This window comes from Candidatus Hydrogenedentota bacterium, from assembly GCA_019637335.1.
GTDB lineage: Bacteria > Hydrogenedentota > Hydrogenedentia > Hydrogenedentales > JAEUWI01 > JAEUWI01.
Map to the genome: position 1 here is coordinate 36,807 of JAHBVV010000006.1, position 25,075 is coordinate 61,881.

Annotated in this window: 26 protein-coding genes and 1 tRNA gene; 17 read left to right on the forward strand and 10 right to left on the reverse strand. The window is 64.0% G+C overall.

Going from position 1 to position 25,075, the window contains the following annotated elements; all coding sequences use genetic code 11:
• The first annotated feature begins 204 nt into the window (after window positions 1-204).
• The 13 genes from KF886_09160 to KF886_09220 all read left to right on the forward strand — a co-directional run bounded on the left by KF886_09160 (window position 205) and on the right by KF886_09220 (window position 11,832).
• Window positions 205-630 carry a prepilin-type N-terminal cleavage/methylation domain-containing protein gene (locus tag KF886_09160; protein ID MBX3177517.1) on the forward strand — a complete coding sequence of 142 codons (426 nt, stop codon included), beginning with the start codon at window positions 205-207 and terminating at the stop codon, window positions 628-630.
• A gap of 163 nt (window positions 631-793) precedes the next feature.
• Window positions 794-1,912, forward strand: coding sequence for a Gfo/Idh/MocA family oxidoreductase (locus KF886_09165; GenBank protein ID MBX3177518.1), 1,119 nt, complete (start codon window positions 794-796; stop codon window positions 1,910-1,912).
• 23 nt (window positions 1,913-1,935) lie between these two features.
• Window positions 1,936-2,841 (forward strand): sugar phosphate isomerase/epimerase, encoded by a 906-nt coding sequence (locus tag KF886_09170; protein ID MBX3177519.1) that lies wholly within the window; start codon window positions 1,936-1,938, stop codon window positions 2,839-2,841.
• A gap of 204 nt (window positions 2,842-3,045) precedes the next feature.
• Window positions 3,046-6,426 carry a PSD1 domain-containing protein gene (locus KF886_09175; GenBank protein MBX3177520.1) on the forward strand — a complete coding sequence of 1,127 codons (3,381 nt, stop codon included), beginning with the start codon at window positions 3,046-3,048 and terminating at the stop codon, window positions 6,424-6,426.
• Window positions 6,427-6,517: 91 nt separating this feature from the next.
• Entirely contained in the window at window positions 6,518-7,894 is a 1,377-nt protein-coding gene (locus tag KF886_09180) for a DUF1501 domain-containing protein (protein MBX3177521.1), read from the forward strand.
• Between the two features lie 160 nt (window positions 7,895-8,054).
• Window positions 8,055-8,828, forward strand: coding sequence for a 3-oxoacyl-ACP reductase FabG (locus KF886_09185; protein ID MBX3177522.1), 774 nt, complete (start codon window positions 8,055-8,057; stop codon window positions 8,826-8,828).
• A gap of 344 nt (window positions 8,829-9,172) precedes the next feature.
• Complete coding sequence (locus KF886_09190) at window positions 9,173-9,349, forward strand: MarR family transcriptional regulator (protein ID MBX3177523.1); 177 nt, start codon at window positions 9,173-9,175, stop codon at window positions 9,347-9,349.
• 338 nt (window positions 9,350-9,687) lie between these two features.
• On the forward strand, window positions 9,688-9,966 hold the full coding sequence (locus KF886_09195) for a type II toxin-antitoxin system RelE/ParE family toxin (protein MBX3177524.1): 279 nt from the start codon (window positions 9,688-9,690) through the stop codon (window positions 9,964-9,966).
• Between the two features lie 16 nt (window positions 9,967-9,982).
• Window positions 9,983-10,273: a HigA family addiction module antidote protein gene (locus KF886_09200; protein ID MBX3177525.1), complete on the forward strand. Its 291-nt coding sequence runs from the start codon at window positions 9,983-9,985 to the stop codon at window positions 10,271-10,273.
• 166 nt (window positions 10,274-10,439) lie between these two features.
• Entirely contained in the window at window positions 10,440-10,682 is a 243-nt protein-coding gene (locus tag KF886_09205) for a DUF4160 domain-containing protein (protein ID MBX3177526.1), read from the forward strand.
• Window positions 10,657-10,953: a DUF2442 domain-containing protein gene (locus tag KF886_09210; GenBank protein MBX3177527.1), complete on the forward strand. Its 297-nt coding sequence runs from the start codon at window positions 10,657-10,659 to the stop codon at window positions 10,951-10,953. The genes KF886_09205 and KF886_09210 overlap by 26 nt, the downstream gene beginning before the upstream one ends.
• Before the next feature lie 159 nt (window positions 10,954-11,112).
• Window positions 11,113-11,367 (forward strand): hypothetical protein, encoded by a 255-nt coding sequence (locus KF886_09215; protein ID MBX3177528.1) that lies wholly within the window; start codon window positions 11,113-11,115, stop codon window positions 11,365-11,367.
• A gap of 72 nt (window positions 11,368-11,439) precedes the next feature.
• Window positions 11,440-11,832, forward strand: a complete 393-nt coding sequence (locus KF886_09220) for a DUF1801 domain-containing protein (GenBank protein ID MBX3177529.1) — start codon at window positions 11,440-11,442, stop codon at window positions 11,830-11,832.
• Between the two features lie 99 nt (window positions 11,833-11,931).
• Here KF886_09220 and KF886_09225 read toward each other — a convergent pair whose 3' ends face one another.
• Both KF886_09225 and ispG read right to left on the reverse strand, forming a co-directional pair.
• Window positions 11,932-12,204, reverse strand: a complete 273-nt coding sequence (locus KF886_09225) for a DUF2442 domain-containing protein (GenBank protein ID MBX3177530.1) — start codon at window positions 12,202-12,204, stop codon at window positions 11,932-11,934.
• Window positions 12,205-12,227: 23 nt separating this feature from the next.
• Complete coding sequence (gene ispG, locus KF886_09230; protein MBX3177531.1) at window positions 12,228-13,454, reverse strand: flavodoxin-dependent (E)-4-hydroxy-3-methylbut-2-enyl-diphosphate synthase; 1,227 nt, start codon at window positions 13,452-13,454, stop codon at window positions 12,228-12,230.
• 510 nt (window positions 13,455-13,964) lie between these two features.
• Between ispG and KF886_09235 the strand changes: the two genes are divergently transcribed.
• From KF886_09235 to KF886_09245, 3 genes are all read left to right on the forward strand, one after another.
• Window positions 13,965-15,209: a PQQ-binding-like beta-propeller repeat protein gene (locus KF886_09235; protein MBX3177532.1), complete on the forward strand. Its 1,245-nt coding sequence runs from the start codon at window positions 13,965-13,967 to the stop codon at window positions 15,207-15,209.
• A 68-nt stretch (window positions 15,210-15,277) separates the two neighbouring features.
• Complete coding sequence (locus KF886_09240; protein ID MBX3177533.1) at window positions 15,278-16,297, forward strand: hypothetical protein; 1,020 nt, start codon at window positions 15,278-15,280, stop codon at window positions 16,295-16,297.
• Window positions 16,294-17,571: a hypothetical protein gene (locus KF886_09245; protein MBX3177534.1), complete on the forward strand. Its 1,278-nt coding sequence runs from the start codon at window positions 16,294-16,296 to the stop codon at window positions 17,569-17,571. The genes KF886_09240 and KF886_09245 overlap by 4 nt, the downstream gene beginning before the upstream one ends.
• A gap of 91 nt (window positions 17,572-17,662) precedes the next feature.
• On the opposite strand, the gene KF886_09250 is transcribed toward KF886_09245, so the two are convergent.
• The 5 genes from KF886_09250 to KF886_09270 all read right to left on the reverse strand — a co-directional run bounded on the left by KF886_09250 (window position 17,663) and on the right by KF886_09270 (window position 20,407).
• Window positions 17,663-18,115 (reverse strand): hypothetical protein, encoded by a 453-nt coding sequence (locus KF886_09250; GenBank protein MBX3177535.1) that lies wholly within the window; start codon window positions 18,113-18,115, stop codon window positions 17,663-17,665.
• Entirely contained in the window at window positions 18,105-18,458 is a 354-nt protein-coding gene (locus tag KF886_09255) for a 4a-hydroxytetrahydrobiopterin dehydratase (GenBank protein ID MBX3177536.1), read from the reverse strand. The genes KF886_09250 and KF886_09255 overlap by 11 nt, the downstream gene beginning before the upstream one ends.
• A 26-nt stretch (window positions 18,459-18,484) precedes the next feature.
• Window positions 18,485-18,829, reverse strand: a complete 345-nt coding sequence (locus KF886_09260) for a hypothetical protein (GenBank protein MBX3177537.1) — start codon at window positions 18,827-18,829, stop codon at window positions 18,485-18,487.
• 3 nt (window positions 18,830-18,832) lie between these two features.
• On the reverse strand, window positions 18,833-19,612 hold the full coding sequence (locus tag KF886_09265; GenBank protein MBX3177538.1) for a NifU family protein: 780 nt from the start codon (window positions 19,610-19,612) through the stop codon (window positions 18,833-18,835).
• Between the two features lie 324 nt (window positions 19,613-19,936).
• Complete coding sequence (locus KF886_09270) at window positions 19,937-20,407, reverse strand: hypothetical protein (protein ID MBX3177539.1); 471 nt, start codon at window positions 20,405-20,407, stop codon at window positions 19,937-19,939.
• A 171-nt stretch (window positions 20,408-20,578) separates the two neighbouring features.
• Between KF886_09270 and KF886_09275 the strand changes: the two genes are divergently transcribed.
• Window positions 20,579-20,669: transfer RNA gene (locus KF886_09275), tRNA-Ser, on the forward strand.
• A gap of 22 nt (window positions 20,670-20,691) precedes the next feature.
• Here KF886_09275 and KF886_09280 read toward each other — a convergent pair.
• The 3 genes from KF886_09280 to KF886_09290 all read right to left on the reverse strand — a co-directional run bounded on the left by KF886_09280 (window position 20,692) and on the right by KF886_09290 (window position 24,553).
• The gene (locus tag KF886_09280) at window positions 20,692-22,254 is read right to left on the reverse strand and encodes a DUF342 domain-containing protein (protein MBX3177540.1); all 1,563 of its coding nucleotides are present in this window, start codon (window positions 22,252-22,254) and stop codon (window positions 20,692-20,694) included.
• Between the two features lie 85 nt (window positions 22,255-22,339).
• Window positions 22,340-23,074 carry an NYN domain-containing protein gene (locus KF886_09285; GenBank protein MBX3177541.1) on the reverse strand — a complete coding sequence of 245 codons (735 nt, stop codon included), beginning with the start codon at window positions 23,072-23,074 and terminating at the stop codon, window positions 22,340-22,342.
• A gap of 147 nt (window positions 23,075-23,221) precedes the next feature.
• Complete coding sequence (locus KF886_09290) at window positions 23,222-24,553, reverse strand: Gfo/Idh/MocA family oxidoreductase (protein MBX3177542.1); 1,332 nt, start codon at window positions 24,551-24,553, stop codon at window positions 23,222-23,224.
• Window positions 24,554-25,075 lie beyond the last annotated feature (522 nt).

Sequence of the window (25,075 nt, forward strand, 5' to 3'; positions counted from 1 at the left end):
GATTGCGACAAGAAGTTCTCGGCGGTGACAAAAATTGTCACATCGTTACCGCTTCAGCAGGCCCGTGGCGCAATTCAAGCCAACTTCATTTATCGTAAATCATTTTATTACAACATTTTAGCATTCTGGCACGGTCAATGCGTGGTTTCTTGCGTGCTCACAAGCAATTCAGCGCGCCACCGCGCGTGGCGAGGAGATTCCAAAATGAAGCGTCAACATGGTTTTACCCTGATCGAGATGATGATCGTCGTGGGGATAATCGCGATACTTTCAGCGGTCGCCATCCCCAACCTGCTCCGGTCCCGGGTGCAGAGCAACGAGGCCGCCGCGATTCAGAACATCCGCACCGTGATCGGTGCGCAGACCGTGTTCCAGACCGCGAACCAGCGATTCGCGGCCGATTTCGCCGAACTGACCGCCGGCAACCCCGCGTTCCTGGACGGGAGCTGGGATCCGGCGAACGGCGGTTACCTGTACGTGCTGGTGGGCACGGACCACAGCTTCACACTGAACGCCAACGCGAAACAGTACGGCGTGACGGGCAATCGCGGGTTCTACACCGATACATCGGGCGTGATCCGCTATGCCGACATGGCGGACGCCGACAGTGCGAGCACGCCGATAGGCTGAATTTGACCCCAACGTCCTCGTGGACGCGGGCGCCCCGGGCTTACCTCCAAGCGACCTCCCGGGGCGCTTTTCATTTTGCGGCGCCCAGTTTATTGCGGGGCACTTGCGCAATTGGTGTACACTGACCGGCATGGGCAAGCCGTGAAACCGTTTTCTTCAATTAATGGAGCGCTGGACTTTGGGCGACGCTGACCTTACTGTATCCTCCCAACAGCCTGACACGGAAATCGAGGCGCCGGCGCTTCCGTACCGCCCGCCGGTTCCATCCAATCCCCCGCCTATCGGCCTGATCGGCTGCGGCGCGATCACGCCGTATCACCTGGACGCGTATCGCGATGCGGGATTTGTGGTGGCGGGGTTTTGCGATATCGACGAGGCGACCGCCAAGGCCCGCCGGGACGCCTACAACCCGAAGGGCGCGGTGTATACGGATTACCAGGCGCTGCTGGCGGACCCCGCGATCGCGGTGGTCGATATCGCGACTCACGTGGAGATCCGGAGCCCCATTATCGAGGCGGCCCTGAACGCGGGCAAGCACGTACTGAGCCAGAAGCCGTTTACCCTCGACCTGGCCGAAGGCGAGCGCCTCGCGGACCTGGCGGACGCGCGCGGCCTCAAGCTGGCCGTGAACCAGAACGGGCGGTGGGCCCCCCACTTCAGCTACATGCGCAACGCCATCGCGAGCGGCCTCATCGGCGATGTGCAGGCGGCGCACCTGGCGGTGCACTGGGATCACTCGTGGACCGAATCGACGGTATTCAACGAGATGCCGCACCTGATCCTCTATGATTTCGCCATTCACTGGTTCGACATGCTGCACTGCTTCTTGCGGGGCCACCGTCCGGTGCGGGTGTACGCCTCCACCGCGCGGACGGCCGCGCAGACGAACAAGCCGCCCATGCTCGCGCAGGTGGCCGTGGAGTATGAGGACGCGCAGGCGACCATCGTCTTCGATGCGCTCACCCGGTACGGCGCGCTGGACACGACGTACGTTACGGGAACGTCCGGCGCGCTCCACAGCAGCGGCGCGGACATCAGCCACCAGACGCTTACGGTCTACACCGCCGAAGGCATTGCGCGGCCGCGGCTGGAGGGCGAATGGTTCAAGCAGGGCTTCATCGGGACGATGGCGGAGCTGCTCTGCGCGATCGATGCGGACCGGGCGCCGTTCAACAGCGCGCGCGAAAACCTGGAGAGCCTGTCGCTGTGCTTTGCGGCGCTCGCGAGCGCGGAAACGCGGGCTCCGCAGATTCCCGGGACGATACGGCGTATGCCGCGGTAACCACGACACCACCGGAGGACATCATGATTCAGGTTGGGATACTGAACGCCTACTTCCCCTACACGCTCGAAGAAAGCGCCCGGCGCATTCGCGCGCTCGACTTCAACACGGTCCAGCTCGACCTCGTGTTCAAAGACATGGACCTCGGGGTTGACGCGATTGATTCGGCGAAGTGCCGGACCATCCGGGACACCTTCCGGCGCCATAACCTGCCCATCTGTTGTATTTCCGGCTACACCAACCTGATACATCCGGATCCGGACCGGCGGCGGGCGAACCTGACGATGCTCAAGCAGATCATCCGCCACGCGCGCGAGCTGGGTTCGCCATACGTGATCAGCGAGACCGGCACCTTCGACCCGGACAGCGACTGGGTGCACCACCCGAAGAACAAGACGCGCGAGGGCTACGAGGTGTGCCGCGATGTCATCGGGGATCTCGTGCAGTGCGCCCGGGAGCACGGCGCGGTGTTTCTGGTGGAGACGTATGTGAACAACGTGATTGGATCCATCGAGGAAACGCTGCAATTGTTTGCGGACATCGACGATCCGTGCCTGGGCCTCCTGATGGACCCGACCAACTACTTCGAGACCCACAATATCGGTCAGATGGACGCCCAGTTGAACGCGATTTTCGATGCGCTCTCGGACAAGATCCGGATCGCGCACGCGAAGGACGTAAAGCTGGCGGAGCGCGACCAGGGCGTGGTCCTTTCGGATATCGACGCGGGCGAGGGACACGCGCTTCAGGGGGTGGGGATGATCGAACTGCCGCCGCCGGGCAAGGGCGTCTTGAACTATGACCTGTACCTGCAACGGCTGGCGCGGAAGCATCCGAATATCCCGATCATCATCGAACACCTCGATGAGTCCGATGTGCCCCGCGCGAAGGAGTTCATTGAGGGCCGCTTGATGGCGAATGGGCTCTAGCGTCGGATTGTTCGCGGCGCAGCGATTGAACGCAATCTGAATTGTTTGAACCGCGAATGAACACGAATTGACGCGAATGAAGAGAAGAAACACCGGGATTCTACCGGGACCTGTAGCGGATTACATTGCGGTAGGATCCGGCGGGGGCTCTGTTGTACACTGGCGGGCGAGAGCAGCATTTATGAACAAGGCGGTATGCATTCGATGAACGTTCTTCCATTCCTGCGCTGTACCATCGTTGGGGTGATCGCCGTGGCGGCGGGGCTGGCCGGGGGCGTCGAGCCCTCAAATCCCCAGGACCTCGAATTCTTCGAGCGCGCGGTGCGGCCCGTGCTCAGCCAGTATTGCTACGGCTGCCACGGCGCCGAAAAGCAGTCCGGCGGCCTTCGCATGGACCACGGGCAATTCATTCGCACGGGCGGCGACTCCGGTCCCGGGCTCGTGGCGGGCGATCCAGCCGCCAGCCGGATCTGGAACGCGATATCCTACGAGAACGTCGACCTGCAGATGCCGCCCAAGGGCATCCTGCCCGAGGAAGCGCGGGCGTCGATACAGCAGTGGATCGAGCGCGGCGCGGTCTGGCCGGACGAACCGCTCCCGCAGGAGGGGGCAGCGGAAGTTTTTGACCTGGAGCAACGCCGCCAGGAGCATTGGGCCTGGCAGCCGGTGACGAACCCCGAGCCGCCGGCGGTGCGGGACGCCCGGTTCGCCGCCCATCCCGTGGACCGGTTTCTGCAGGCGGAACGCGAGGAACGCGGGCTCGCGACTGCACTGGAGGCGGATCGCCGGGTGTTGGCGCGGCGCGCGGCCTTCGCGCTGACGGGCCTCCCCCCCGCGCCGGAAGTTGTGGACGCCTTCGAGCGAGACACAAGTCCCGACGCGTACCTCCGCCTCCTCGATCGCCTGATTAACTCGACGGCTTTCGGCGAGCGCTGGGCGCGGCACTGGTTCGACCTGGTGCGCTACGCCGATACGCACGGCCACGAGGGCGACTACCCGATCCGGCATTCGTGGACCTACCGGGACTACGTGATCCGCGCGCTGAACGACGACGTGCCCTACGACCAGTTTGTCCGCGAGCATCTTGCGGGCGACTTGCTCGAAGAGCCCCGCCGGGACCCGGAGCAGAACATCAACGAATCCGTGCTTGCAACGGGATTCTGGTACATGCACCAGGCGACGCACGCGCCGGTGGACGTGAAGCGCGACCAGGCGGATCGCATCGACAACCAGATCGACGTGATGTCGAAGACCTTTCTCGGCATGACGGTGTCGTGCAGCCGCTGCCACGATCACAAGTTCGACGCGATCTCGGCGCGCGATTACTATTCCCTGGCCGGACACCTGTACAGCGCGCGGCAATCCATTGCGTTTCTGGATCCGGGCCAGAAGATCCAATCGGCGGCCTTCACCCACCGCGCCCTGCTGAGCCGGCAGGCGCGCGCGGTGCGCGAGGCGATCCTGAATACGCCCGATATCGACGCAATGCCCGTAGCGCCGTACCTTCAGGGCGCCGCGCGTGTCCTGTTCGACGCGCCCATCCCCTCCGATGGCGTCGAGCCGCCGCCCGCGAAGGACGGGAAGGCGCCCGAGCCCCAGGCCGGCCGCCCGCTGGAGAAAGTGGCCGAGGAAATGGCGCTGGACGCCGATCACCTGCACCGCTGGGTGGCCGCGTTACGCGAACCGGACACGGACACGCCCGCGCATCCACTCCATGCGTGGAAACGGCTGGCCCGCGCCGCACGCACGGAGACCCCGGAAGCGATTCAGGCCATCGCGGCGGAACTGGCCGCGGCGCCGGCCGACCCAACCGCCGAAACGGACGCCGGCGTGGTGTACGCCACGTTTGACGGCCCCGATTTCGAGGGCTGGTTTACGTCGGGCGACGCGTTTGGCGCGGCGCCGTCAACACCGGATGCCTGGGCCGCGCCGGAGAACGAACTCGCCCCCGTGGCGCCCGGCGCGGCGCACAGCGGGCTGGTCTCCGGAAAATTGCAGGGCATTCTGCGATCGCCGACCTTCACGATCGATTCGGACTACATGCATTTCCGGGTGGCCGGGCGCGACACGCGCATCCGGCTCGTGGTGGACGGGTATCAGCTCCGCTTTGACAATGGCCTGCTCTTCGACGACACCCTGCTGGAGGTGGGCAACACGCTCGGGGCCTTTGCGTGGCGCACGATGGGCAAGCAGGTGGGCAAATATCGCGGGCGCACCGCGTACATCGAGTTTATCGACGAAAGCGATGGCTATATTGCGGTCGATACGGTGGTCTTCAGCGACGATCCGACGCCGCCTTCGCCGGGCGCGCGCTTTCACCGGGATGGCCTTATCCCGGCCGACGTAACCGAGCCGGGCGCCCTGCTCGACGCCCTCGCGCAGAACTACGAGCGGATGGTTCACCTCGCCTGGCGCAACCATGCGGCGTCCCTTCCCGCGCTGGCGGGCGATCCGGTGTCCGCCATGCTGATCCGCCGCGGTCTCTGGTGGAACGACGAGTCGCGAAGCCTGCGGGACCAGCTGCGGGACGAGATCGCGGCTTCCGGGGAGAGAATCGCGGCGCCCTTGAAGGCGCTGGCCATGGAGGCCGGCACACCGCAGGACGCGGAATTCTTCATTCGGGGCGATCACCGCAACGTGTCGGGCGAAGTGCCGCGCGGCTACCTGGCGGCGCTTGAGCACGAAACACCGCAGCCGACGCCCACGCGCCTGGATCTCGCAAACCGCATTGCCGACCCGAAAAACCCGCTGACCGCGCGGGTCTACGTAAACCGCGTCTTCCACCACCTCTTCGGGCGCGGCATTGTGCCGTCGGTCGACAATTTCGGTGTGTTGGGGCAGCCGCCCTCCCACCCGGAACTGCTCGACTACCTCGCGACGCGTTTCATGGAGGAAGGCTGGTCCACCAAGTGGCTGATCAGGTTTCTCATGGAGACCGAGACGTACCGAATGAGCGGCGTGCCCATCGACGCCGCCGCCGAGGCGTCGGATCCGGCCAATGTATACCTGCACCGGATGCGCGTTCAGCGCCTGGAGGGAGAGGCCATTCGCGATGCGCTGCTGGCGGTCGCGGGTAATCTTGACGCCACCATGTACGGCCCCTCGATTCAGGCCTATGTGCCCCCGTTCGAGGCGAACCGGCGCAGCCCGGCTTCGGGGCCGATGGACGGAAACCGGCGCCGCACCATCTATCTGGAGGTGCGGCGAAATCACCTGCTGCCCATCGCGGCGGTGTTCGACATGCCCGTGCCCGACACGACGATTGGCGCGCGGACGGTTTCGAATCTGCCGGCGCAGGCGCTCATCCTGATGAATGACCCGTTTGTGACGTCGCAGGCGCAGGTCTGGAGCGAGCGGCTGATCCTGGAGCATCATCCCGATCCAGCGTCGATCATGGAGGCGCTGTTCCAAACCGCGCTGGCGCGATCGCCGCGAGACGATGAGCGCGGCGCGCTGGCGGCATTTGTCGAGTCGCAGGCCGCGCTGTATGGCGTTGCGGCGGAGGAGGCCTGGCGCGATACGCGGGTCCTCGCGGATCTCTGCCACACCGTTTTCATGCTCAAGGAATTCATCTATATCGGCTAGCGCGCCGGGAGTAGATTGCATGTACAAGCATCATGAATCTGGCTGTTCCTGCGGGTCCCGCGTGAGCCCCGCGCCGATGACCCGGCGCGACATGTTGCGCCGCTGCGCGAATGGATTCGGGGCGGTCGCCCTGTCGGCGTTGATGGCCGACAAGGCGTACGGCGCGGCGGAGAAGATGACCGCGCCGGGCCTGCCCCACTACGCGGCGAAAGCGAAGCGCGTGGTGTTTCTCTATATGGACGGGGGCGTGTCGCAGGTGGACAGCTTCGATCCGAAGCCGCGCCTGACCGCCGAGAACGGCCAGCCCTTCGCCATGACTATGGAGCCGACCCAGTTCGACAACAACGGCTCGACGCTGGGAAGCCCCTGGGCCTTCAAGCGGTACGGCGAGAGCGGCGCGCCGGTTTCCGAGCTCTTTCCGCACATCGGGACGTGTGTGGACGACCTCGCCATTGTCCGGTCGATGGTGTCCAACTTCTCCGAGCACAACCAGGCCAACTACTTCCTGCACACGGGACATGGCCTGGTGGGCCGCCCGTCGATGGGCGCGTGGACGCTCTACGGGCTGGGCAGCGAGAACCAGAACCTGCCCGGGTTCGTGGTGCTCAACGGCGGCCTGATCCCGTCGGGCGGCGTGGAGAATTTCGGCGCGGGCTTTCTGCCGGCGGCCTACCAGGCGTCGCTGTTCAAGGCCCAGGACCACCCGCTGGCGAACATCGCCCCCGCCGAGGCCGCGCCGGGCGCGCAGCAGGCGCGCCTGAACCTGATGAATCGGCTGGACACGGCGGCGCTGGAACACCGGGGCCGGCTGGACGCGTTCGAGGCCGCCATCGCGAATTACGAGCTTGCCTACCGCATGCAGGTGACCGTGCCGGACCTGGTCGATTTGCGCGGTGAGTCCGACGCCACGAAGCGGCTCTACGGGCTGGAGGCGGAATACGAGCACACCCGGGCCTACGGCATGCAGTGCCTGATCGCGCGGCGCCTGCTGGAGCGTGGCGTGCGCTTCATCGAGCTCACATGTCCGCCTATCGACGGCCAGGACCGCTGGGACGCGCACGGCGATCTGGTGAGCAACCACAGCCTGAACGCGAAGGCGGTGGACCAGCCGATCGCGGGCCTGATCAAGGATTTGAAGTGCCGCGGGATGCTGGAGGACACGCTGGTGGTCTGGGCGGGCGAGTTCGGGCGGACGCCGTTCGCGCAGGGGACCGTGGGCCGGGATCACAACCCCTTCGGCTTTACCATCTGGATGGCGGGCGGCGGCGTAAAGCCGGGCATCATCTACGGGGCCACGGACGAATACGGCTACAAGGCCATCGAGAACAAGGTGGAGATCCACGACCTGCACGCGACCATGCTCCACCTGCTCGGCTTCGACCACACGAAACTTTCCTATCATTACAGCGGCCGCGACATGCGCCTGACCGACGTGCACGGACACGTGGTGCACGATATTCTGTCGTGAGCTGTGCGGGATTCCGGCTGGCGCTTGCGTGCTTCAGGGACGACAGAGACGGCAGGGACAGCAGAGACACGAATTACGCCGAGCTGGCCGCTGCGTGACCGCATCGGCGCGGCGCGGCTTCTTTCTTGATATGTTGTAAACACATCTCCGGAGGAGCACAATGACAACAAACGCCAAGCAGCCCTTTTCCCTGGCGGGAAAGGTGGCGTGGATTACGGGCAGCAGCACGGGCCTGGGCAAGGTCATGGCCATGCAGATGGGCGCGGCGGGCGCGAAGGTGACGCTGAACTACGCCAACAACCAGGCGCGAGCGGAACAGACCTTTAAGGAATTCCAGGACGCCGGCCACGAAGGCATCCTGCTGCGCGGCAACGTGATCGAGGAAGCCGAGGTCAACCGCATGGCCCGCGAAATCGCGGATTCCCTGGGGCCGGTGGATATCCTGGTGGTGAACGCGACGCCCGATCAGCCGCAGATGCCGATCGAGGAATATACCTGGGAATTCTACCAGTCCATGCTGGACTTTTTTATCAAGAGCCCCTATCTCCTGACGCGCGCCGTGCTGCCGCATATGAAGGCCCAGCGCTGGGGCCGGATCATCAACATCGGGTCGGAAGTCTTTACCCGCGGCGTCCCGAATTTCACGGCCTACTGCGCCGCGAAAGGCGGCCAGAACGGCTTCAACCGCAGCCTCGCGAGCGAGCTGGCGCCGTTTGGGATCACGGTGAACATGATTTCCCCCGGCTGGATTCCCGTGGAGCGCCACGAGAAGGACCCGCAGGAGATGAAGGACGAGTACCTGGCGGGGCTGCCCTCCAAACGCTGGGGCGTGCCGAAAGAGGTCGCGGACACGGCGGTCTTCCTGGCAAGCGACGAGGCGTCGTACGTATCCGGCCAGAATATCGCCGTAAACGGGGCGCACACGCTGGCGTAAACCGCGAAATTGCCCGAAAGCCGCCCGCGCGTGCAATTGAAGACCGGTGAACCACAACCGCACACGAATTGGGAAATGGTATCACGTTGGCGGAATGAAGCACCCACCGCCTTGGAGGCGATTCTCGGTCAAGACGGGCGTGAATAGCAGGATCGTGGACACTCCGCGGCAAAGCACGCTCAAATTCCAACGGGCACGATGAACCGGAGCCGCGCACGCCGAGTACCAAGACTAACATCGCATCCCCGAAAGGCTTCCTCAGGGCCATACGCGTGCTTCCACACAGTGGCGCACCTTGCCGCGGACAAACGAAGACGCGCCGGAGGCGAGAATGTCCGCGATCCTTGGGCTCACGAGATGCCCTGCGCGACCACGGGAGCATGGCGCCGAAGGAATTGTGGGCGGCCCTCGGCGTCTCGCGCCAGGGCGCGATGGACCTGCTCAATCCGCTGCTGGACGCCGGCCTCGTCGAGAAGGTCGGCGGAAAAAAGAGCGGGCGGTATGTGCTGCGGGGAAATTAGCGCGAGTTTGGCTTCTATTCCCGGTTCGGCTGCCGCAGTCAGGCGCCGTATTCTGCTCCGGTTCATCGGACCCGCTGGAGCAAGGCCAGTCTTAACGCAATCACGAACGCCCGCGATCCTTGGGGATCTGGCTCAAGCAATGGCCTGCGCGACTTCGAAGTCCGGATGGCGCCCCCATGTGTACCCATGCCGCTTCCGCCCATACGTCCGCCCACGTACTCCTCCACCAGCTTTCGCTTGCCGTGCAACTCATGCGCCAGCGCCCGCAGTCTGATTTGGAGAAGCGGGGCGCAATTCATTGTATTGCAACGCGCATCGTTACGCGATACACTTAAGGCATGCTACGAACGATACGGCACAAGGGAATTAAAAGGCTCGTCCAAAGAAACGATAGGAGCGGACTGAATGCCGAACAACTCCCCCGAATCGTTCGTGTGATTGCTCTGCTGGATCGGGCAACCACGCCCCAGGATTTGGACATCCCCGGGTATCACCTGCACCCCCTCCGGGGAGATTTACAGGGCTTCTGGTCGGTTCGGATAACGGGAAATTACCGCCTGATATTTCGCATGGAGAAGGGCGACGTGTTCGACATCGATCTGGTGGATTGCCATTAATAAAGGATAAGCAGCGATGAAAATCAATATGCCTCTCCCCCACCCTGGCGAAGTAATCAAACACGATTGCCTGGACGAATTGGGGCTGAATGTAACGGATGGGGCCAAGGTGTTGGGGGTAACACGAAACACACTTTCCCGGATCATCAACGGCCGCGCCGGCATATCGGCGGAAATGGCCATCCGGCTCGAAAAAGCCGGCTGGTCGAACGCCGATATGTGGTTGCGTCTCCAGGCGGCCTATGATCTGGCCGAGGCCCGAAAGCACGAGGACGAAATACACGTCGTGCGCTTCGAGATGGTGTAAGCGGGGTGTGACGGCAGCACGAACAGCAGTGATTGGAATGGCCCGCCAGTAAGATGGTATCGTGATTCAGCAAGGGCGTCAGCGCGGGCGAATCCGCTTGATCACAGGCGATCAAGCGTACGAGGATCTGGGTGTACAAACCTGGCGCGCGGAGGATAAGTAGCTAGTGCCGACCGTGTTGCGAAGCGGTCCATATCCCATCTACTTCTATAGCCATGAACCCAATGAGCCGCCGCATGTTCACGTTGACGGGAACGATTTGTCGGCCAAGTTCTGGTTGCAGCCGGTTGGCCTCGCCCGGAACTTCGGCTTCTCGCCCAGAGATTTGCGGCGGCTTCAGAAACTGGTCATTCAACATCAAACGGCATTCCTGGAGGCTTGGCATGGGCATCTTGGCGCTGACGGCTGACGAGCGCGTCACGGACGTAAAATTCGCAAGAGACACGTTGAGTGTGGCACTGCGGGACGGGCGGACCATCACCGTCCCGCTGGCCTGGTATCCGCGCTTGTTTAACGCGACAGCGGCCCAGCGGAAGAATTGGCAAGTCGCGGGTGGCGGCTACGGCATCCATTGGCCGGATCTTGATGAAGACTTGAGCACGGAGGGATTGCTTCGCGGCGCTCCGGCCCCATGCAGTCGCCAGCTTGGGGATGCGGATAACACGGGCCGCCGAGGCTGACGCCCACCCACCCGGTTTCCCTCCGATCAATAGGGAGCTGATGGAACGCTACGGGAGCATCGGAAAGTCCATCAGGCGCCTTATTCCGCTCCGTGGTGGGAGAACACCTGTCTTATCGGCGTTCCGGCGCTGCCGGGCTGAAAGAATGGATCAACGAAAATGGCGATTCCCGACGATATCGACGCAGAAAAACTCGCCGAAGCGGCCCTGGCGATACTCTGTTTGACCGCCTTTCAGGATGACCCCGTCATGCGCGCCTGGAAAGGGATGGACTGGGACCTCATGGACATGCTCTATGAGCGCGGCTGGATACGAGACCCGAAGGGCAAAGCAAAGTCCGTGGTCCTGACCGAAGAAGGCCTCGCAAAAGCCGAACACTTCCTCCAACGGCACTTCGCAAAGGACGCGGTTTGAAGCGGCATCGAACAAGGGAGCGGTCGTGGGACGCTGCTCCAGCGCAAGCCGTTATACAACGTGGAGAAGGGGATGCACCCAGACATTCTGAGGTACAACGAACAGCAAGCGCCTGACCACAAGGATGTATGCGGTGTGCTTGCCCGTGAAATCGATCGAAATCTGCCCGAGGCTGAGAATAAGATCTGGCACGCCCATCCGGTCTGGTTTCTGGAAGGCAATCCGACGGTCGGATACAGCAAGCAGAAACCGGGGATACGATTGATGTTCTGGAGCGGGGCGGATTTTGAAGAAAAGGGGTTGAGCGTAGTAGGCAAGAAATTCAAGGATGCGTCGATTTTTTACAACAACGTATTGGAAATCGACAAGAGCGATCTACAGCGCTGGCTGGAGAAGGCCAGGGAGATTCAATGGGACTACCGGAACCTGGTTAAGCGGAAAGGCCAGCTTGAGCGACTGAAGTGATGGGAGACGACTTGCTGCTGCTGCACGAAACGTATGGGCGGCGACTCTTGGGCCTTTCCGCCTTCGAAGGTGTTGCACCGGGCGATAGCCCACTCAGTGCTACTCCGCTGTTCCATTCGCCTTGAGCGGAAAGCGTTCGGGATGTTCTATGATTTCTTCCGTCAGATCGATGTCGATATCAGGCCAATGGAAGTGTCCCGGTGACACTTCGACCACATTGATGATAGCTTCCACGGGCTGGCGCTTGAACCAGGGGAAGTCCTGGTAGGACATGAACAGTTCCCTACCGCGCGCCCGTATCCAGACACCATGGGCCGAAATATTGGTGATCTCAACCGCCAAAGTGCTGTTGCCATGCGGCGACAAGCTCATCGCTATGCTCCTTCAAGTACACCCTACCTCCGGCTATACGTCCGCCCCACGTACTCCTCCAGCAGCAGCCGGAACTGGTTCGCCAGTTCGTCCTTCGTCCCGGAGTAGCTCGCGTACTTCTCCCCATCCACGTACACCGGACACACCGGGTCTTCCCCGTTCCCCGGCAGGCTGATGCCGATGTTCGCCGCCTTCGATTCCCCGGGGCCGTTCACCACGCAGCCCATCACGGCGACCTTGAGCGCCTCGACCCCTTCGAATTCATTCCGCCACGCGGGCATGCGCAGGCGCACGTAGTCCTGGGTTTCGGCGGCGAGCTCCTGGAAGGTGGTGCTCGTGGTGCGGCCGCAGCCGGGGCACGCCGTGATGCTCGGCGCGAACTGCCGGATGCCCAGTGCCTGCAGCAGCTCCTGGCACGCGTACACCTCCTCCCGCCGGTCCCCGCCGGGCTGCGGCGTGAGCGAGACCCGGATCGTGTCGCCGATCCCATCCGCCAGCAACACGCCCATCGACGCGGCGGACCAGACCTGCCCTTTCATCCCCATGCCCGCCTCCGTCAGGCCGAGGTGCAGCGGCTGGCGCGTCCGCGCGCTGAGCCGGCGGTACAGGTCGATGAGGTAGAGCGGGACGCTGGTCTTGCAGGAGATGATGATCTGGTCTTCGCGGAGTCCCGCCGCCAGGGCCAGCTCCGTGGACTGGACGGCGGAGAGAATCATACAGTCGTTTATGATTTCTTCGGAGGTCTTGCCGAGGTTTGCGTCGGTATTGATTTGCATCTGCTCCACCACCAACTCCTGGTTCAGCGAGCCCATGTTTACGCCAATTCGCACCGGTTTCTGGTGGTCCATGGCGATTTTGCAGATCGTCGCGAACTGCTCGTCCCGCTTCTGCCCCTTCCCCACGTTCCCCGGGTTGATCCGGTATTTCGCCAGCAGCCGCGCGCACGACGGGCTCCCCGTCAGCAGCCGGTGCCCGTTGTAGTGGAAATCGCCGATGATCGGCACGTTCACCCCGGCGTCGTGCATCCGCAGCACAATCTCCTCCACCGCCTCCGCCGCCTTCGGCGTGTTCACCGTAATGCGCACCAGCTCGGAGCCCGCCTCCGCCAGCGCCACAATCTGCCGCGCGGTGGACGCCGCGTCCTCCGTGTCGGTGTTGGTCATCGACTGCACCACCACCGGCGCGCCGCCGCCGACCTGCACGCCGCCAACGTTGACGCCGATGGTTTCTTTTCGGGGACTGAGGGACATCGTGGGAACTCCAAAGGCCCATCCGGGCGCGGTGTGCTGGATTGCCGGCGCGGGCGGATGCGGGGAAAGGTTCACGCGCCGCTGCCTTACCTCTATGATACGTTGTCCCGGAAAGTTGCCGCAAGACAAGCCGCAAGAAGCCCCCCCGGCAAGTGCCACGCGATTCGGCAACGCCGATTCGTGTGCCCGTGTTCCAGGCCCCCCCGAACCACCACCAGACGCGCCGGCGAGCGGCATAATTCCGTTCATTCGACTCCCATTGTGTCGGCCAGGACGGCCAACCTCCTTTGGCCCCCCAGGCATGTGCCACGCGATTCGGCAACGCCGATTCGTGTGCCCGTGTTCCAACCCCCCCGGACCCTCACCAGACGCGCCGGCGAGCGGCGCCATCCCAGCCCCTCCACACGTACATTTGCCCCGCCACTACGATCCCGCTATCATTCACCCCGGACCTCGCGCCACCCGGCGAAACAAGCCGGATCAGCCCTCGAGATGGAAGGAGATCATTACGTGCGATTCCCCACACGCTTCTCTCTGTACATCATTCCGCTTGCCCTTCTGGCCGCGTCCTGCCCCGCCAGCGCGTCCGACTGGCCCCAATTCCGCGGCCCCGACCGAAACGGCCAATCGCCCGAAACCGGACTCCTCACACACTGGCCCGAATCCGGCCCGCCCCTCCTCTGGACCGCCGAAGGCCTCGGCGCGGGCTTCTCGTCCGCCGTCGTGTCGGGTGACACCGTCTACGTCACCGGCATGCGCGAAGACGGCGCCGAGGGCCTTCTTCACGCCTTCGATCTCGACGGCAACCGCCGCTGGTCCACGCCCTACGGCCCGGAATGGGATCAGGCCCACCCCGGATCCCGCTACCCGCCCACCTTCGCCGGCGGCAGGGCCTACCTCCTCAGCGGGCGCGGCGTAGTCACCGCAATCGACGCCGCCACCGGCGAAATCATCTGGCAGCGGGACATCGCGGCGGATTTCGGCGGCGAAGCCCCCGCCATGGGCTTCGCCGAGTCCCTCCTGATCGACCGCGATCACGTGATCGTTACGCCGGGCGGCCCCGACGCCAGTGTCGTGGCCCTCAACCGGGAAAACGGCGAAACCCGCTGGACCAGCGCCGGCCTCAGCGACCAGTCGGCCTACTGTTCCCCCATCCTGATCGAACGCGGCGGCGCCCGCATGATCGTCACCCTCGTCGCCGCGACCCTGGCCGCCCTCGACCCCGAAACCGGCGCCCTGATCTGGCGCGTCCCCTTCGACGAAAACGAAGAATTGCAAAACCACGCCGTGGCCCCCGTCTACGAGAACGGCCTCCTCTACGCCACCAGCGGCCACCGAAAGGGCGGCGTACTATACGAACTCGCCCCCGATGGCCAATCCATCACCGAGCGCTGGCGCGACGAAATCCTGAACAACCACCACGGCGGCGTGATCTTTCGGGAGGGCTACCTCTACGGCGCCACGCTGAACGGGCGCTGGGTCTGCCTCGCGGCGGAGGATGGCGCCCTCCAATACGAAGCCCGCGGCGTCGGCAAAGGCTCCATCACCTACGCGGACGGCCACTTCTACTGCTACAGTGAAAAGGGCGCGCTCGGGCTGGTCCCCGCCATCCCCGGGGAACACGCGGTCACGTCGGAGTTTCGCGTCAACGCCGGCCGCGGACCCCACTGGGCCCACCCCACCATCGCGGGCGGACGCCTCTACCTGCGCCATGGCGATGTCCTGCGGTGTTATGACCTGCGCCAGTCCGGTTGAAGAAAACGGTTGACTATCCCCGGCCCCATTGCGTAGCCTGAGCCCGGCAACGAACCAGGGATTTTCGCTTGAGACACTTCGCTTTCCTCACCATCGCGCTCGCCGCCGCCGCATGCCTTCCCGCGTGCCAGGCCAGCGAGCGCCCGCCGCTGCGGAAGGGCGAGCCGCTCGCGCTGCGGGTGAACGTGCCCGCGGGCGCCGTCCAACGGGTGGATTCCTCCGCCCGCTCCCTCGGGCGCTATGAATTCATGGGCGAGGAAATCCGGATAGAGGGATTCACCCGCTTCGTCTACGAACTCCGCGCGCTCCAGCGCAGCCGCTCCGGCGACACCGAGTTCTCCGTCACCCCGCACATCTACGAAGTCAAGGATCAGGTCGTCACCCCGCGCGGCGATCGCCAGCGCCCCCCCGCTGTCCAAAACCTCTTTGCGGTCATGGAAGAGGCCATCCGCCTGCATCCCTTCCGCTTCACCGTCGGCGCCAATGGCCGGATAACCCACGTGGAAGGCCTCAACGCGCTGGAAAACGCCATCGCGGGCGTCATCTCCCGCGCCGATATCGCCTTCCCGGACATGGACCCCGTCGAGCAGCATGCGTGGCGCCGCGCCTTCATGGCGCACATCGACGAACGCCCCATCCGCCGCCATATCCACGAGGCCTACGGATTCCTGCCCGAAGGCCCCGTCCGCCTGGGGGACACCTGGCCGCCCCCCGACGCCGACGCCCCCTGGCCCTTCCTCCCCGTCACCGAGGAAACCCGCCTGATCAACCGGCGCGGCGATCAGTACTACATCCGCATTGATGGTGAATTCGACCCCCCCGCCGATTCAGACTGGACCCGCTATCGCGGCGGCTCAACCCGGGAAATCCTCGTGGATCCGGCTACCGGACTGGGCCTCAGTCAGGACGAAACCATCTACTGGCGCCGCAAACGGGGCCGCGCGCCCTGGGAGCAGTTCACCCTGCGCTCGCTCGAAGCCCGCCGCGCGGTCCAGATCCACGCTGGCCCCGTCGCCCCATCCCCCCACCTTCACGCCATCCACCGCTTTCCCTTTATGGAAGAGGCCAGGCGAGGCGCCTCGCAGTGACCGCCCAGCGGCCTGGCAAGGCCTGTCTGGGAAAGGCCGCGCCGCATATCGCGTGGGCGATGGCCTTCTTCTTCTTCGTGCTGCCGGCGCTCTTTGCGGCCATGTGGCGCTATTCGGAATCGGGCTACACCCCGCTTCAGCTTGAAAGTCCCCCGGTATACGCCCGGATCGATGCCGGCGAACGGATGTACCTCCTCACAAGTCACCGGACCTACTTCCGGCCGGCCATGCAGCCAAAATCGAAGCTCTTTCGCTCAAACCCACGGGTGGAGTTGTGGGCCATCGACCCCGCCAACGCCGCTACAATCTGGCGAAAACGGCTTGAAGAAGAAAAGCCTCCCACAATCGCCTCCGGCTCGCTGCTGGGGGTGCATGGCGACACGGTCTGGCTGCTGGCGTCCGGCGAACTCATCGCGCTCGGCGCCAAGAGCGGGACCCTGAAGGCCACGCGCGTGGATTTCGAGTCGATCAACCCCCAGCTTGCGGGGATGATTCCCGACGAGACGCGTTATTTTGCCTTCGATAAGAACGGCCTTCAGATTACGGCCACAGACGCGCGAAACTGGCGTCTCGATCCGGACACCTTCAAGGCCCATCTGGATGTAGCAGAGTCTTCGACTCCGGCGGCGGCGTTTCCGCCCGTGTTCTATTCCACGGTGATCACCTGGAGCCACCTGGTGCGCGGCATCGACACTCCCGGTGAGTGGATGGGCCTCCTGACCCCGGAGGAAGCGGTCACCTTCGAGAAGAACAATGCCCTGGGTGGGCTCACTTCCGATACCCGGCGGGGCCTGTGGGCCGGACGTTCCCACCCCCCCGGCGACAGTTTCGGAGCGCTGCCCGATTACTTCGATCTCAATCCCGTTCCGGGCGCGCCCGATTTTCTGGATGGAGGGCTGCTTCGGGAGTGCGGCACGCTGGAGGGCCTCCCGCCCATTCACCTCGCCGATCCAGACAGCGTGCTGGTGCTTCACCGGGAGCGCCTCGGCGAAACCGCCGCCTTGCGCCTCGCTCGCGTCACCCGGCCGGATGGCCGCGCCGTGTGGGAAACGGCGCTCCCACTGACCCGGGTATACTCGGTTGTGCGGGCGGAATCCGCCGTTCTTCTATTCGGGATCGAATATCGGCAGGACGATCCCGAAGTCCGCGATCCGGCGCGAGATTCGCCGCAGCGCCTGGTGGCTGTGGAGTTCGCGTCCGGAGCCACGCACGTTCACAGCCACACCGATTTCGATTCGTATCCCGAGGCGGAGCTGGTCTATTTGCGGCGGTGAGTGCCCGCATAGCGCCGCCGCGGGCTCAATGGAATTCCGCCATGGGCGGGTGTTGCGGTTGCGTTGAATTCCCCGGCAATCGGGGCGCCCGCTAGTTGAAGACCACCATCTTTCGCGCCTTGCGGGAGGTTCCGCAGCCCTTGCAGCCCCCACACGATTTGATCTTCTCCGTCACGAGATCGACGGCGATCCGCGCCGTGATCGTCGTGGCGTCCCCATCGCAACTGACCTCCGCCGCCGCGCAAATCTCCCCCGGACCGCCGCTTTCCCGGCCCAGCAACACCGCCAGCGCCGACTGGATCGCGATCAGGTGCTTCAGCCCGAGAAATTCCTCCAGCGGATCCTCCACGGGCCACGATTCGAGAAAAACTTCCGGCGTAATGCCCAGCAGGTCCTCCGCCGGCATGCCCTGGAACGCGCCAAGCAACAGGCTCTCCACCCCCACCCCCTGGCCGCACGTGCGCTTGCGAAAATGGTAGTCCACCAGGCAATCGCGGCCATCCACCGTCACGTCCATGATCTCGGTAATATCGCTACACGGCATCTTCGTACGCTTTTTCTACCTTCGCCGCAAACACGAAGTCGCTCTCGGTGAGCCCGTCTATCTTGTGGGTCCAGATCGTCACCACCACCTTGCCCCACGCCGTCAGAATGTCCGGGTGATGGTTCGCCGCCTCCGCAACATAGCCCACCCGATTGGTAAAATCGAGTGCCTCCTGGAAATTCTTGAATTGGTATTCCTTCTCCAGGTGGTGTTCCTCCACCAGGCGCCAGTCGCTGCCGAGTTGCGCATGGTAGGTGTGCAGTTCATGCCCCTTCAGCGGCGGAACGCCGCCCTTGCAGGGAACGCAATCCTTCGCGGCAAGCACTTCACATCCATCCAGCATGGGTTCCTCCTTGTCGGGTTGCGCGCTCAGACGTCGAATACCTTCGGCGGCCGGGCGTACCACAGGTTCAGGTCGGCGCGATCATCCAGCGTGACCGCGCCAAGCCGGATCGTGTAGGATTCTTCGCCGTCGCACTGGTAGCGGATTTCCCCGCCCAGGATCTCCCAGTCGCCCGATTCCGGGCCGCTGAGAATGAGCGTGTGCGGGAAGCTCTGGGGATGCCCCGTCGCCTCCAGCGTCTCGCCCGGGCCCGTCCCGCCCTTCTGCTCGTCAAAGTCCAGCGGGAAGCCGTTGATGGTGTATTGGGGAACGCCGCCCGGACCCGCCTCGCCGGTCCGGAGCACCACGTGAAACGTATCGAGTCGCGGCATCGCCTACATCCCCATCCCGGCGGGTAGTTCACTGAAATACGGATTCGTGCCCGACAGGTGATCGGTCTCGTCGAGCAGCGCCCCGAGTTCGGGGACCGCCTGCCGGAACGCCCCTTCCACGCCGGATCGCAGCGTGATCGTCGACGCCGCGCAGCCCTGGCAGCCGCCGCCCATCGTGATGTACGCCGTGTTGCCCGTCACGCGGTTGAGGGTGATTACCCCCGAGTGCGACGCAATCCCGGGATTGATCTCCTCGTCGATGACCCGTTGCAGCCGCGTGCGGATCTCGTCTTCACTCGGAATCGAGTCCTGGTACGCCGGATCCAGCACCGGCAGACCGCTCTGGAGGTGCGCGCGGATCTGTTCCGCCACCTTCTTCGCGAATTCCTCCCACGGGCTGAAATCGCTTCCATCCCGCGTCACCGTCACCGTCATGTCGTGGATAAGCACCGTGCCGATACCGCCCAGATCAAACAGGGACGCCGCCAGCGGCGACGCGGCATACGCCGTGTCCGCCTCCGGCGCCCAGAACGACATCCGCGTAAGCAGCGGGCGGTCAACTAGCAGGATACACGCGTTCGCGCGCGGTTCAAGCCGCGCCTTGATGGCGATCTGGTCGCCGGGCACGCGAGATCCGCCTTCCGCCGCGATCACCGGCGCGCTCACCACGCGGCGCGGCGCCGGCATCGGCTCATCGTCGTCCAGCTCGGCGACGGCATCCGAAACCGCCGCCGGCGCCTCGTCGGCATCCGTATTAAACACCTTGGAAAACCAGGATGGCATGGAAATTACCTCCGGTACATTGGAGAATTAGTAATACTCTAGCCGTCTGAAGTAAGGCGTTCGCCGATACGAGAGATGCCTTACTTACACGGGATGTCTTCGTCATTCCCGCGAAGGCGGGAATCCAGAGGGTTTGCAAGGTTAACGTTGCATGTTCTCTGGATCCCCACTTTTGTGGGGATGACGGTGTTCGGTCACCGAGAGCCGCCACCGTTGGGTGCGACGAGGGTGACTACTTCAGACGGCTAAAAAATAACGAAAATTACAGGTCATTGACCTCATAAAGAAAGAACAACGCCGAGACCCCATCCATTCCCCTTGTGGTCACTGGTTCGCGCACCAGGCAAAGAGATTGGCCCACTCTTCCTGTTGCTTGCGCACCACATCCCGCGGATTCGCCGGCCGCGCCGCCGCCACCTCGTCCACCAGCGCGTGCCCGTCATAGCCCGGCAACGCCGCCATCGCTGGATGTTGGCCCGCCCGGTTAAACCAGTAGTGGCTGTTCGAAAAATCGCCCTCGCGACGGTGCATAATCCCGTGCCAGTACGAACCCGTATCGTCCTTCAGCGTCTGGCTGATCTCGTGGCTGAGGTCGAGCTCGTCGATGTAGAGCCAAAGCGCCGACTGCAACGGAAGATTCTCCGCAATTGGCGGTTCTTTTATTATTTTGCGCACAATCGCCTTCAGTTCATCCGGCGCGCCCTTCCGGGGCGCCAATTCGGTCATCGCCTCGTCGAGCGGCAGCGCATCGAACAGGGGTTGTACGGCCTGGGCGATAGGATCGGGCAGATCCATAGTGCGCCTCCTTCCTGTCTACGGGAACATTCCCTTCCAAACCGCGCATTTTACCCCAGCCAGACCGCCCCGGCCAAACCGGAAGTAGTCTCCAACGCCGCGCAAAGGTTGCACCGCGCGGCCGTATCGTGGTATCTTCTTACAGCGATGGCGCTTGCGCCATGCCCCGTTGGAGAGATGACCGAGTGGCCGAAGGTGGCGCCCTGCTAAGGCGTTGTGCGACAAAATCGTACCGAGGGTTCGAATCCCTCTCTCTCCGCCATGAACTCCCAAACCCCTGGAACTCAGGGGTTTTTCCTTTTCGGCGGGACCCCGCCACTCCCGCCGGCGCCTTTTTCCTCCCCGGCCCCCTCTTGCGCCGGGGCCTTGATCGTCCGAAGGTTCGTCGGGACGATCCGCGATCGCCCATCCCGCACCAGCGGGCGCACCGGCCCCGGCACTTCCTCCTGCACATGGCAGGTCTCTCCGTCGACCGTCAAATAGGTGTCCGAGTACAGCCGGCGGCGAATCAGAATCACCGGGTTGGTGTCCCGCAGCGAGTTGGCGCGAACCTCGTCGATTTCCGCCTTGATCGCCTGTATCGACGCCTGTATCGCGGGTATCCGCGCCGATAGCAGCCGGATCGCCTGCCTGGCGCTCTCCGGAAGGGTGTGTGTCTTGCCGCGCACGCCGGCGAAGGTCTTCTGGATCTTCTCCAGATTGCCCCGCTGGTGCGCAAGCCGCGCCCGGAGTATCGCCAATTGCCCCTCAATGGTGTAATCCTCACCCGCGATCAGGTGTGTCGCGGCGGAGGCGGTGGAACCGGCCTGCCCCACATCGATCCCGCCCCGCGCGATGACCCGGCCGCCGATAACGCGCCCCTGCGGTATGAGCACCGCCCCCAGCGTCGAGATGTTCGCGTGCATGACCTCCTTCTCCACCACGATGTCCCCATTCGAGGTCACGTCCGCCTCCAGTATGTACTTGGCTCGGACGCCCCCAGACGCCACGACACGGACCCCTTCACCCCCCGTTATCCCGCCACGCACGATCAGCATGCCCGTGGTCTGGATGTGCGCGCGGTTCACCGATCCCATCACCTCCACGTCCCCCTTCGCCTCCAGCCGCGACCCCTCCTGGATGTCCCGGTGCACCACCACCGCGCCCGGGTGCGACACATTGCCCGTCTCCAGCCCGATGTCCCCCTTGATTTCGTACACTTCGTCAACGGAAAGGAGCCCGTTGTTCCACCGGAAGCGGCCATCGCACGTGGCGTAGTAGCTGGCCGTCCCGGCATCTTCCCGCACATGGGAGCCCATCCGGATGCGCTGCGCGCGCGGCTTCCGGACGCGCACCACCGCCCCGGTCACGTCCATCCCATTCTTGCCCTCGATCGGCGGGATCACCGTGGCCAGCCGCTGGCCCTCGCACACCTCGCGCTCCCCCGCCCGCTGCCGGAAGTTCACCCGCCCCGTCACCTCGTCCACCACAAATCCCGTATTGAAGTAGTCGCCGCCCCATTCAATGCGGCCATCTACCGGATACACGGGCGGTGTGCCCCGCAACAGCGCAACCCCCGTTATTACGGGTGAATCCGCCGTGTGCTCGCGCAGCCAGGCGACAATCGCGTCCTGCTTCGGCGGGCGGCGGACGCGATACCGCACCAGCTGCCGCGCGATCGCCTCCGCAAGCACCTCCAGCTCCTGGCCCGCCGTGTTCGCGTCTATCAGAACCGCCATCCGGTCCGGCGTGACGCGAACCGTGTACAGCTCGCTCTCCCCGCGCTCCGGCGGCCCCGCGGCCGCCTCCTCCCCGCCATGCGATTCCGGCGGCTGGCCTTTCGGAGAATGCTCCGGGTCGTGGGTCATGGCGGCAGCCCGAAAACGCGCGCGGCGAAACGCCCCCGGCGGCGCGCCCACGCCCGCGCGGCCGAGAAATCACGCCCGCGCGCGCTCACGCCCTCCTCCGCAGGTACATCGCGCTGTTGTTATTGCGCATCTCGATGTCGAAGAGCCCCGTCTCCCGGATTAGATCGCTCAGCCGCTTATAGCCGTAGTTGATCGAGGAAAACGACGTGTTGTTGTTAATGTAGTGGTTCACCTGCGAAAAATTGGACCACCCGTCCTCGTCCGCCTTCTCCTCCACCGCGTTCCGCAACATCTTCACCAGCCCCGCGTCCTGCCGCAATTCCTTCCGCATCTTCTTCTTGAAAATCGGGTCCACCGCGCCGCCGTTCTCCGCCTCCTCCTTCTCCGCGATCAACTTATCGGTATTGATGAACCGGGAACACGCGTTCACCAGCGACTCGGGCGTCTTCGTCGCGCCGAATCCATACACCTTGAGCCCGCTCGTCTTCAGCCGCATCACCAGCGGCGTAAAATCGCTGTCGCTCGTCATCAGCGCAATGCCGTCCAGCTCCTGGGTATACAGCAGGTCCATCGCGTCAATGATCATCGCCGCGTCCGTCGCATTCTTGCCCTTGGTGTACGCGAATTGCTGGATGGGCTGGATCGCGAACGGGTGCAACGCCTCCTCCCAGCCCTTCAGCTCGGAATTCTTCCAGTTCCCGTACGCGCGCCGGATGTTCACCACGCCGTAGTTCGCCAGTTCGTTCAACACGCCATCGATGGCCTGGTGGCTCACATTGTCACAGTCGATAAGCAGGGCTATACGCGCTTCGCGTTCCATAAAGGGCCTTTCGCGAGATTGTTTAAGGGGGAATCCCGTGATTCTAGCACAAGGGCCGCCACCGTGCACGCCCGCGCCCGGCCAATTCCGTCCGCTTCCGGGCGCCCGATCGCGCCGTGGCGCGTTCCGCCTGTCAATGAAATCTCCTTACGCGTTCCAGTCCCGCGCCGGACGGTGGCGCAGCCCATTGGCCTCGTCATCGCCGATAAACGATTCCGTCGCGGGATCAAACTTCAGTGGACGCTTCAGCAACCACGCCAGCGCCGCCGCGTGACACGCAATATGCGAATGCCGCATCACCTCCGGATTGGTCACCGTGGGCTGGCGCGATTTCACGCAATCGATGAAGTTCCGCGCATGCGCCACCACATCCAGGCCGGGGTGCTCGCCGATCTCCTGACTCGTGCTGGCTTCCGGGAGGTCCGCAAACCCGGCCTTAAGCGCGTCCGGGCCCACTTCGATGCCGCCGGTGTCCCCCGTCTCCACCCAGCCCGCGTCACCCACAAACCGGACCGGGCAGGTCCCCAGCTTCTGGATCCACCCCGGACGCACGCCAAACGGCGTTTCCAGGAAGTCCAGGATCACCTCCACGCCATTCTCGTAGCGCGCCGTGATCTTCTTTTCTTCCGGAATGTACTCCACCGGCATGGTATCGTCCGCCTGGTTTGCCCACTGGCACAGATCCACCGTATGCGCGCCCCAGTCCAGCAACCGCGACCCGGAATCAAAATCGTAATAGCCGCGCCATCCCCCCTTCACGTATTCGCTGTTGTACAGCCGCCACGGCGCGGGCCCAAGCCACATGTTCCAGTCCGCCTCCTCCTTCGCCGGCGTCGGCTCGCCCGGCAACCACTCGGTCAGATAGCTGGGCGTGTAAACCGACGCGTACATCGTCTGCAATTTCCCGAGCGCGCCGGAATGCGCGATTTCCACCGCCTGCCGGAAGTTCGCCACGCTGCGACGCTGCGTGCCCGCCTGAAAAATCCGCCCCGTCCGCTTGAACGTCTCCGCAACTTCCTGGCACAGCCCGATCGTAATCGCGCACGGCTTTTCACTGTACACATCCTTGCCCGCCTCCGCCGCCATCATCGAGGCGTGCGCGTGCCATCGATCCCCCGTCGCGATGAGCACCGCGTCAATATCGTCCCGCGCAAGCACATCGCGAAAGTCGGTATGGAGCTGGCAGTCGCTGTTGCCCTGCAGTTTGTCCACAAGCGCCTTGCCCCCCTCGCGACGGCGCTGTTGAACATCCGCCAGCGCCACGCAATGCACATCCGGCAGGGTCAGCATGCCGTTAAGGACATAGCGGCACCGCGACCCGCAGCCGATGACCCCGAGGGTGATCTTCTCGCTCGGCGCGACGCCGGCCGTCTGGGCCAGCACCTGCGACGGCACGATCGCGGGCATGGAAAGGGCCGCGGTGGATGCGATGGAAGCCTGCATAAACTGCCGGCGGGTCGATGGGCGGTTGCTCTTCATGGCTGGTGCTCTCCCTGATGATGAAATGAACGAAAATACGCTCCAGGGGCAGGCGCCACGCCGAACCCCACGGCGCATTCCGAATACCCCTATTAGGCCCCGTTTCCAGGTCTGTTGGCAAATACAACATCCACCCCCATCACCACCAAAGGATCGCGGGCATTCCCGCGACAGAAACCGCCCCGACTCACACAACACCGCCCCCCCTAATCCACCCCACCCGCGCCACGTGATGGCCCAACAAGGGACGTACCGCCGCACCGAAGCGACGCACAACAAAGCGAACCCCGCGTCAAACCGATCCCCCCGGCCCAATGGTCAGCCGCCATAGCGCGGGGGTACGTCCCGGCCCGTGTCGCCCAGACCCCGCCGCGTCAACACAGGAGACCCGGCCATCGACGAAAACGAAACCCCAACCCACCCCAGCCAATACCACCCCACACGAGCGCTTCCATCCCTCCCCATCAACACCACCCGCCCCCACCTGGCTCCCCTCCTGCAAGCCCATGCGACTGGCCTTCT

Excerpts from the sequence above, each read along its gene's own strand:
- KF886_09175 (MBX3177520.1), top strand. The coding sequence starts at position 3,046 with ATGAACGTTCTTCCATTCCTGCGCTGTACCATCGTTGGGGTGATCGCC.
- KF886_09265 (MBX3177538.1), bottom strand. The coding sequence starts at position 19,612 with ATGCCATCCTGGTTTTCCAAGGTGTTTAATACGGATGCCGACGAGGCG.
- KF886_09290 (MBX3177542.1), bottom strand. The coding sequence starts at position 24,553 with ATGAAGAGCAACCGCCCATCGACCCGCCGGCAGTTTATGCAGGCTTCC.
- KF886_09180 (MBX3177521.1), top strand. The coding sequence starts at position 6,518 with ATGTTGCGCCGCTGCGCGAATGGATTCGGGGCGGTCGCCCTGTCGGCG.
- KF886_09210 (MBX3177527.1), top strand. The coding sequence starts at position 10,657 with ATGGGCATCTTGGCGCTGACGGCTGACGAGCGCGTCACGGACGTAAAA.
- KF886_09250 (MBX3177535.1), bottom strand. The coding sequence starts at position 18,115 with ATGCCGTGTAGCGATATTACCGAGATCATGGACGTGACGGTGGATGGC.
- KF886_09195 (MBX3177524.1), top strand. The coding sequence starts at position 9,688 with ATGCTACGAACGATACGGCACAAGGGAATTAAAAGGCTCGTCCAAAGA.
- KF886_09165 (MBX3177518.1), top strand. The coding sequence starts at position 794 with ATGGAGCGCTGGACTTTGGGCGACGCTGACCTTACTGTATCCTCCCAA.
- KF886_09200 (MBX3177525.1), top strand. The coding sequence starts at position 9,983 with ATGAAAATCAATATGCCTCTCCCCCACCCTGGCGAAGTAATCAAACAC.
- KF886_09225 (MBX3177530.1), bottom strand. The coding sequence starts at position 12,204 with ATGAGCTTGTCGCCGCATGGCAACAGCACTTTGGCGGTTGAGATCACC.
- KF886_09215 (MBX3177528.1), top strand. The coding sequence starts at position 11,113 with ATGGCGATTCCCGACGATATCGACGCAGAAAAACTCGCCGAAGCGGCC.
- KF886_09280 (MBX3177540.1), bottom strand. The coding sequence starts at position 22,254 with ATGACCCACGACCCGGAGCATTCTCCGAAAGGCCAGCCGCCGGAATCG.
- KF886_09220 (MBX3177529.1), top strand. The coding sequence starts at position 11,440 with ATGCACCCAGACATTCTGAGGTACAACGAACAGCAAGCGCCTGACCAC.
- KF886_09285 (MBX3177541.1), bottom strand. The coding sequence starts at position 23,074 with ATGGAACGCGAAGCGCGTATAGCCCTGCTTATCGACTGTGACAATGTG.
- KF886_09160 (MBX3177517.1), top strand. The coding sequence starts at position 205 with ATGAAGCGTCAACATGGTTTTACCCTGATCGAGATGATGATCGTCGTG.
- KF886_09270 (MBX3177539.1), bottom strand. The coding sequence starts at position 20,407 with ATGGATCTGCCCGATCCTATCGCCCAGGCCGTACAACCCCTGTTCGAT.
- KF886_09170 (MBX3177519.1), top strand. The coding sequence starts at position 1,936 with ATGATTCAGGTTGGGATACTGAACGCCTACTTCCCCTACACGCTCGAA.
- KF886_09255 (MBX3177536.1), bottom strand. The coding sequence starts at position 18,458 with ATGCTGGATGGATGTGAAGTGCTTGCCGCGAAGGATTGCGTTCCCTGC.
- KF886_09185 (MBX3177522.1), top strand. The coding sequence starts at position 8,055 with ATGACAACAAACGCCAAGCAGCCCTTTTCCCTGGCGGGAAAGGTGGCG.
- ispG (MBX3177531.1), bottom strand. The coding sequence starts at position 13,454 with ATGTCCCTCAGTCCCCGAAAAGAAACCATCGGCGTCAACGTTGGCGGC.
- KF886_09260 (MBX3177537.1), bottom strand. The coding sequence starts at position 18,829 with ATGCCGCGACTCGATACGTTTCACGTGGTGCTCCGGACCGGCGAGGCG.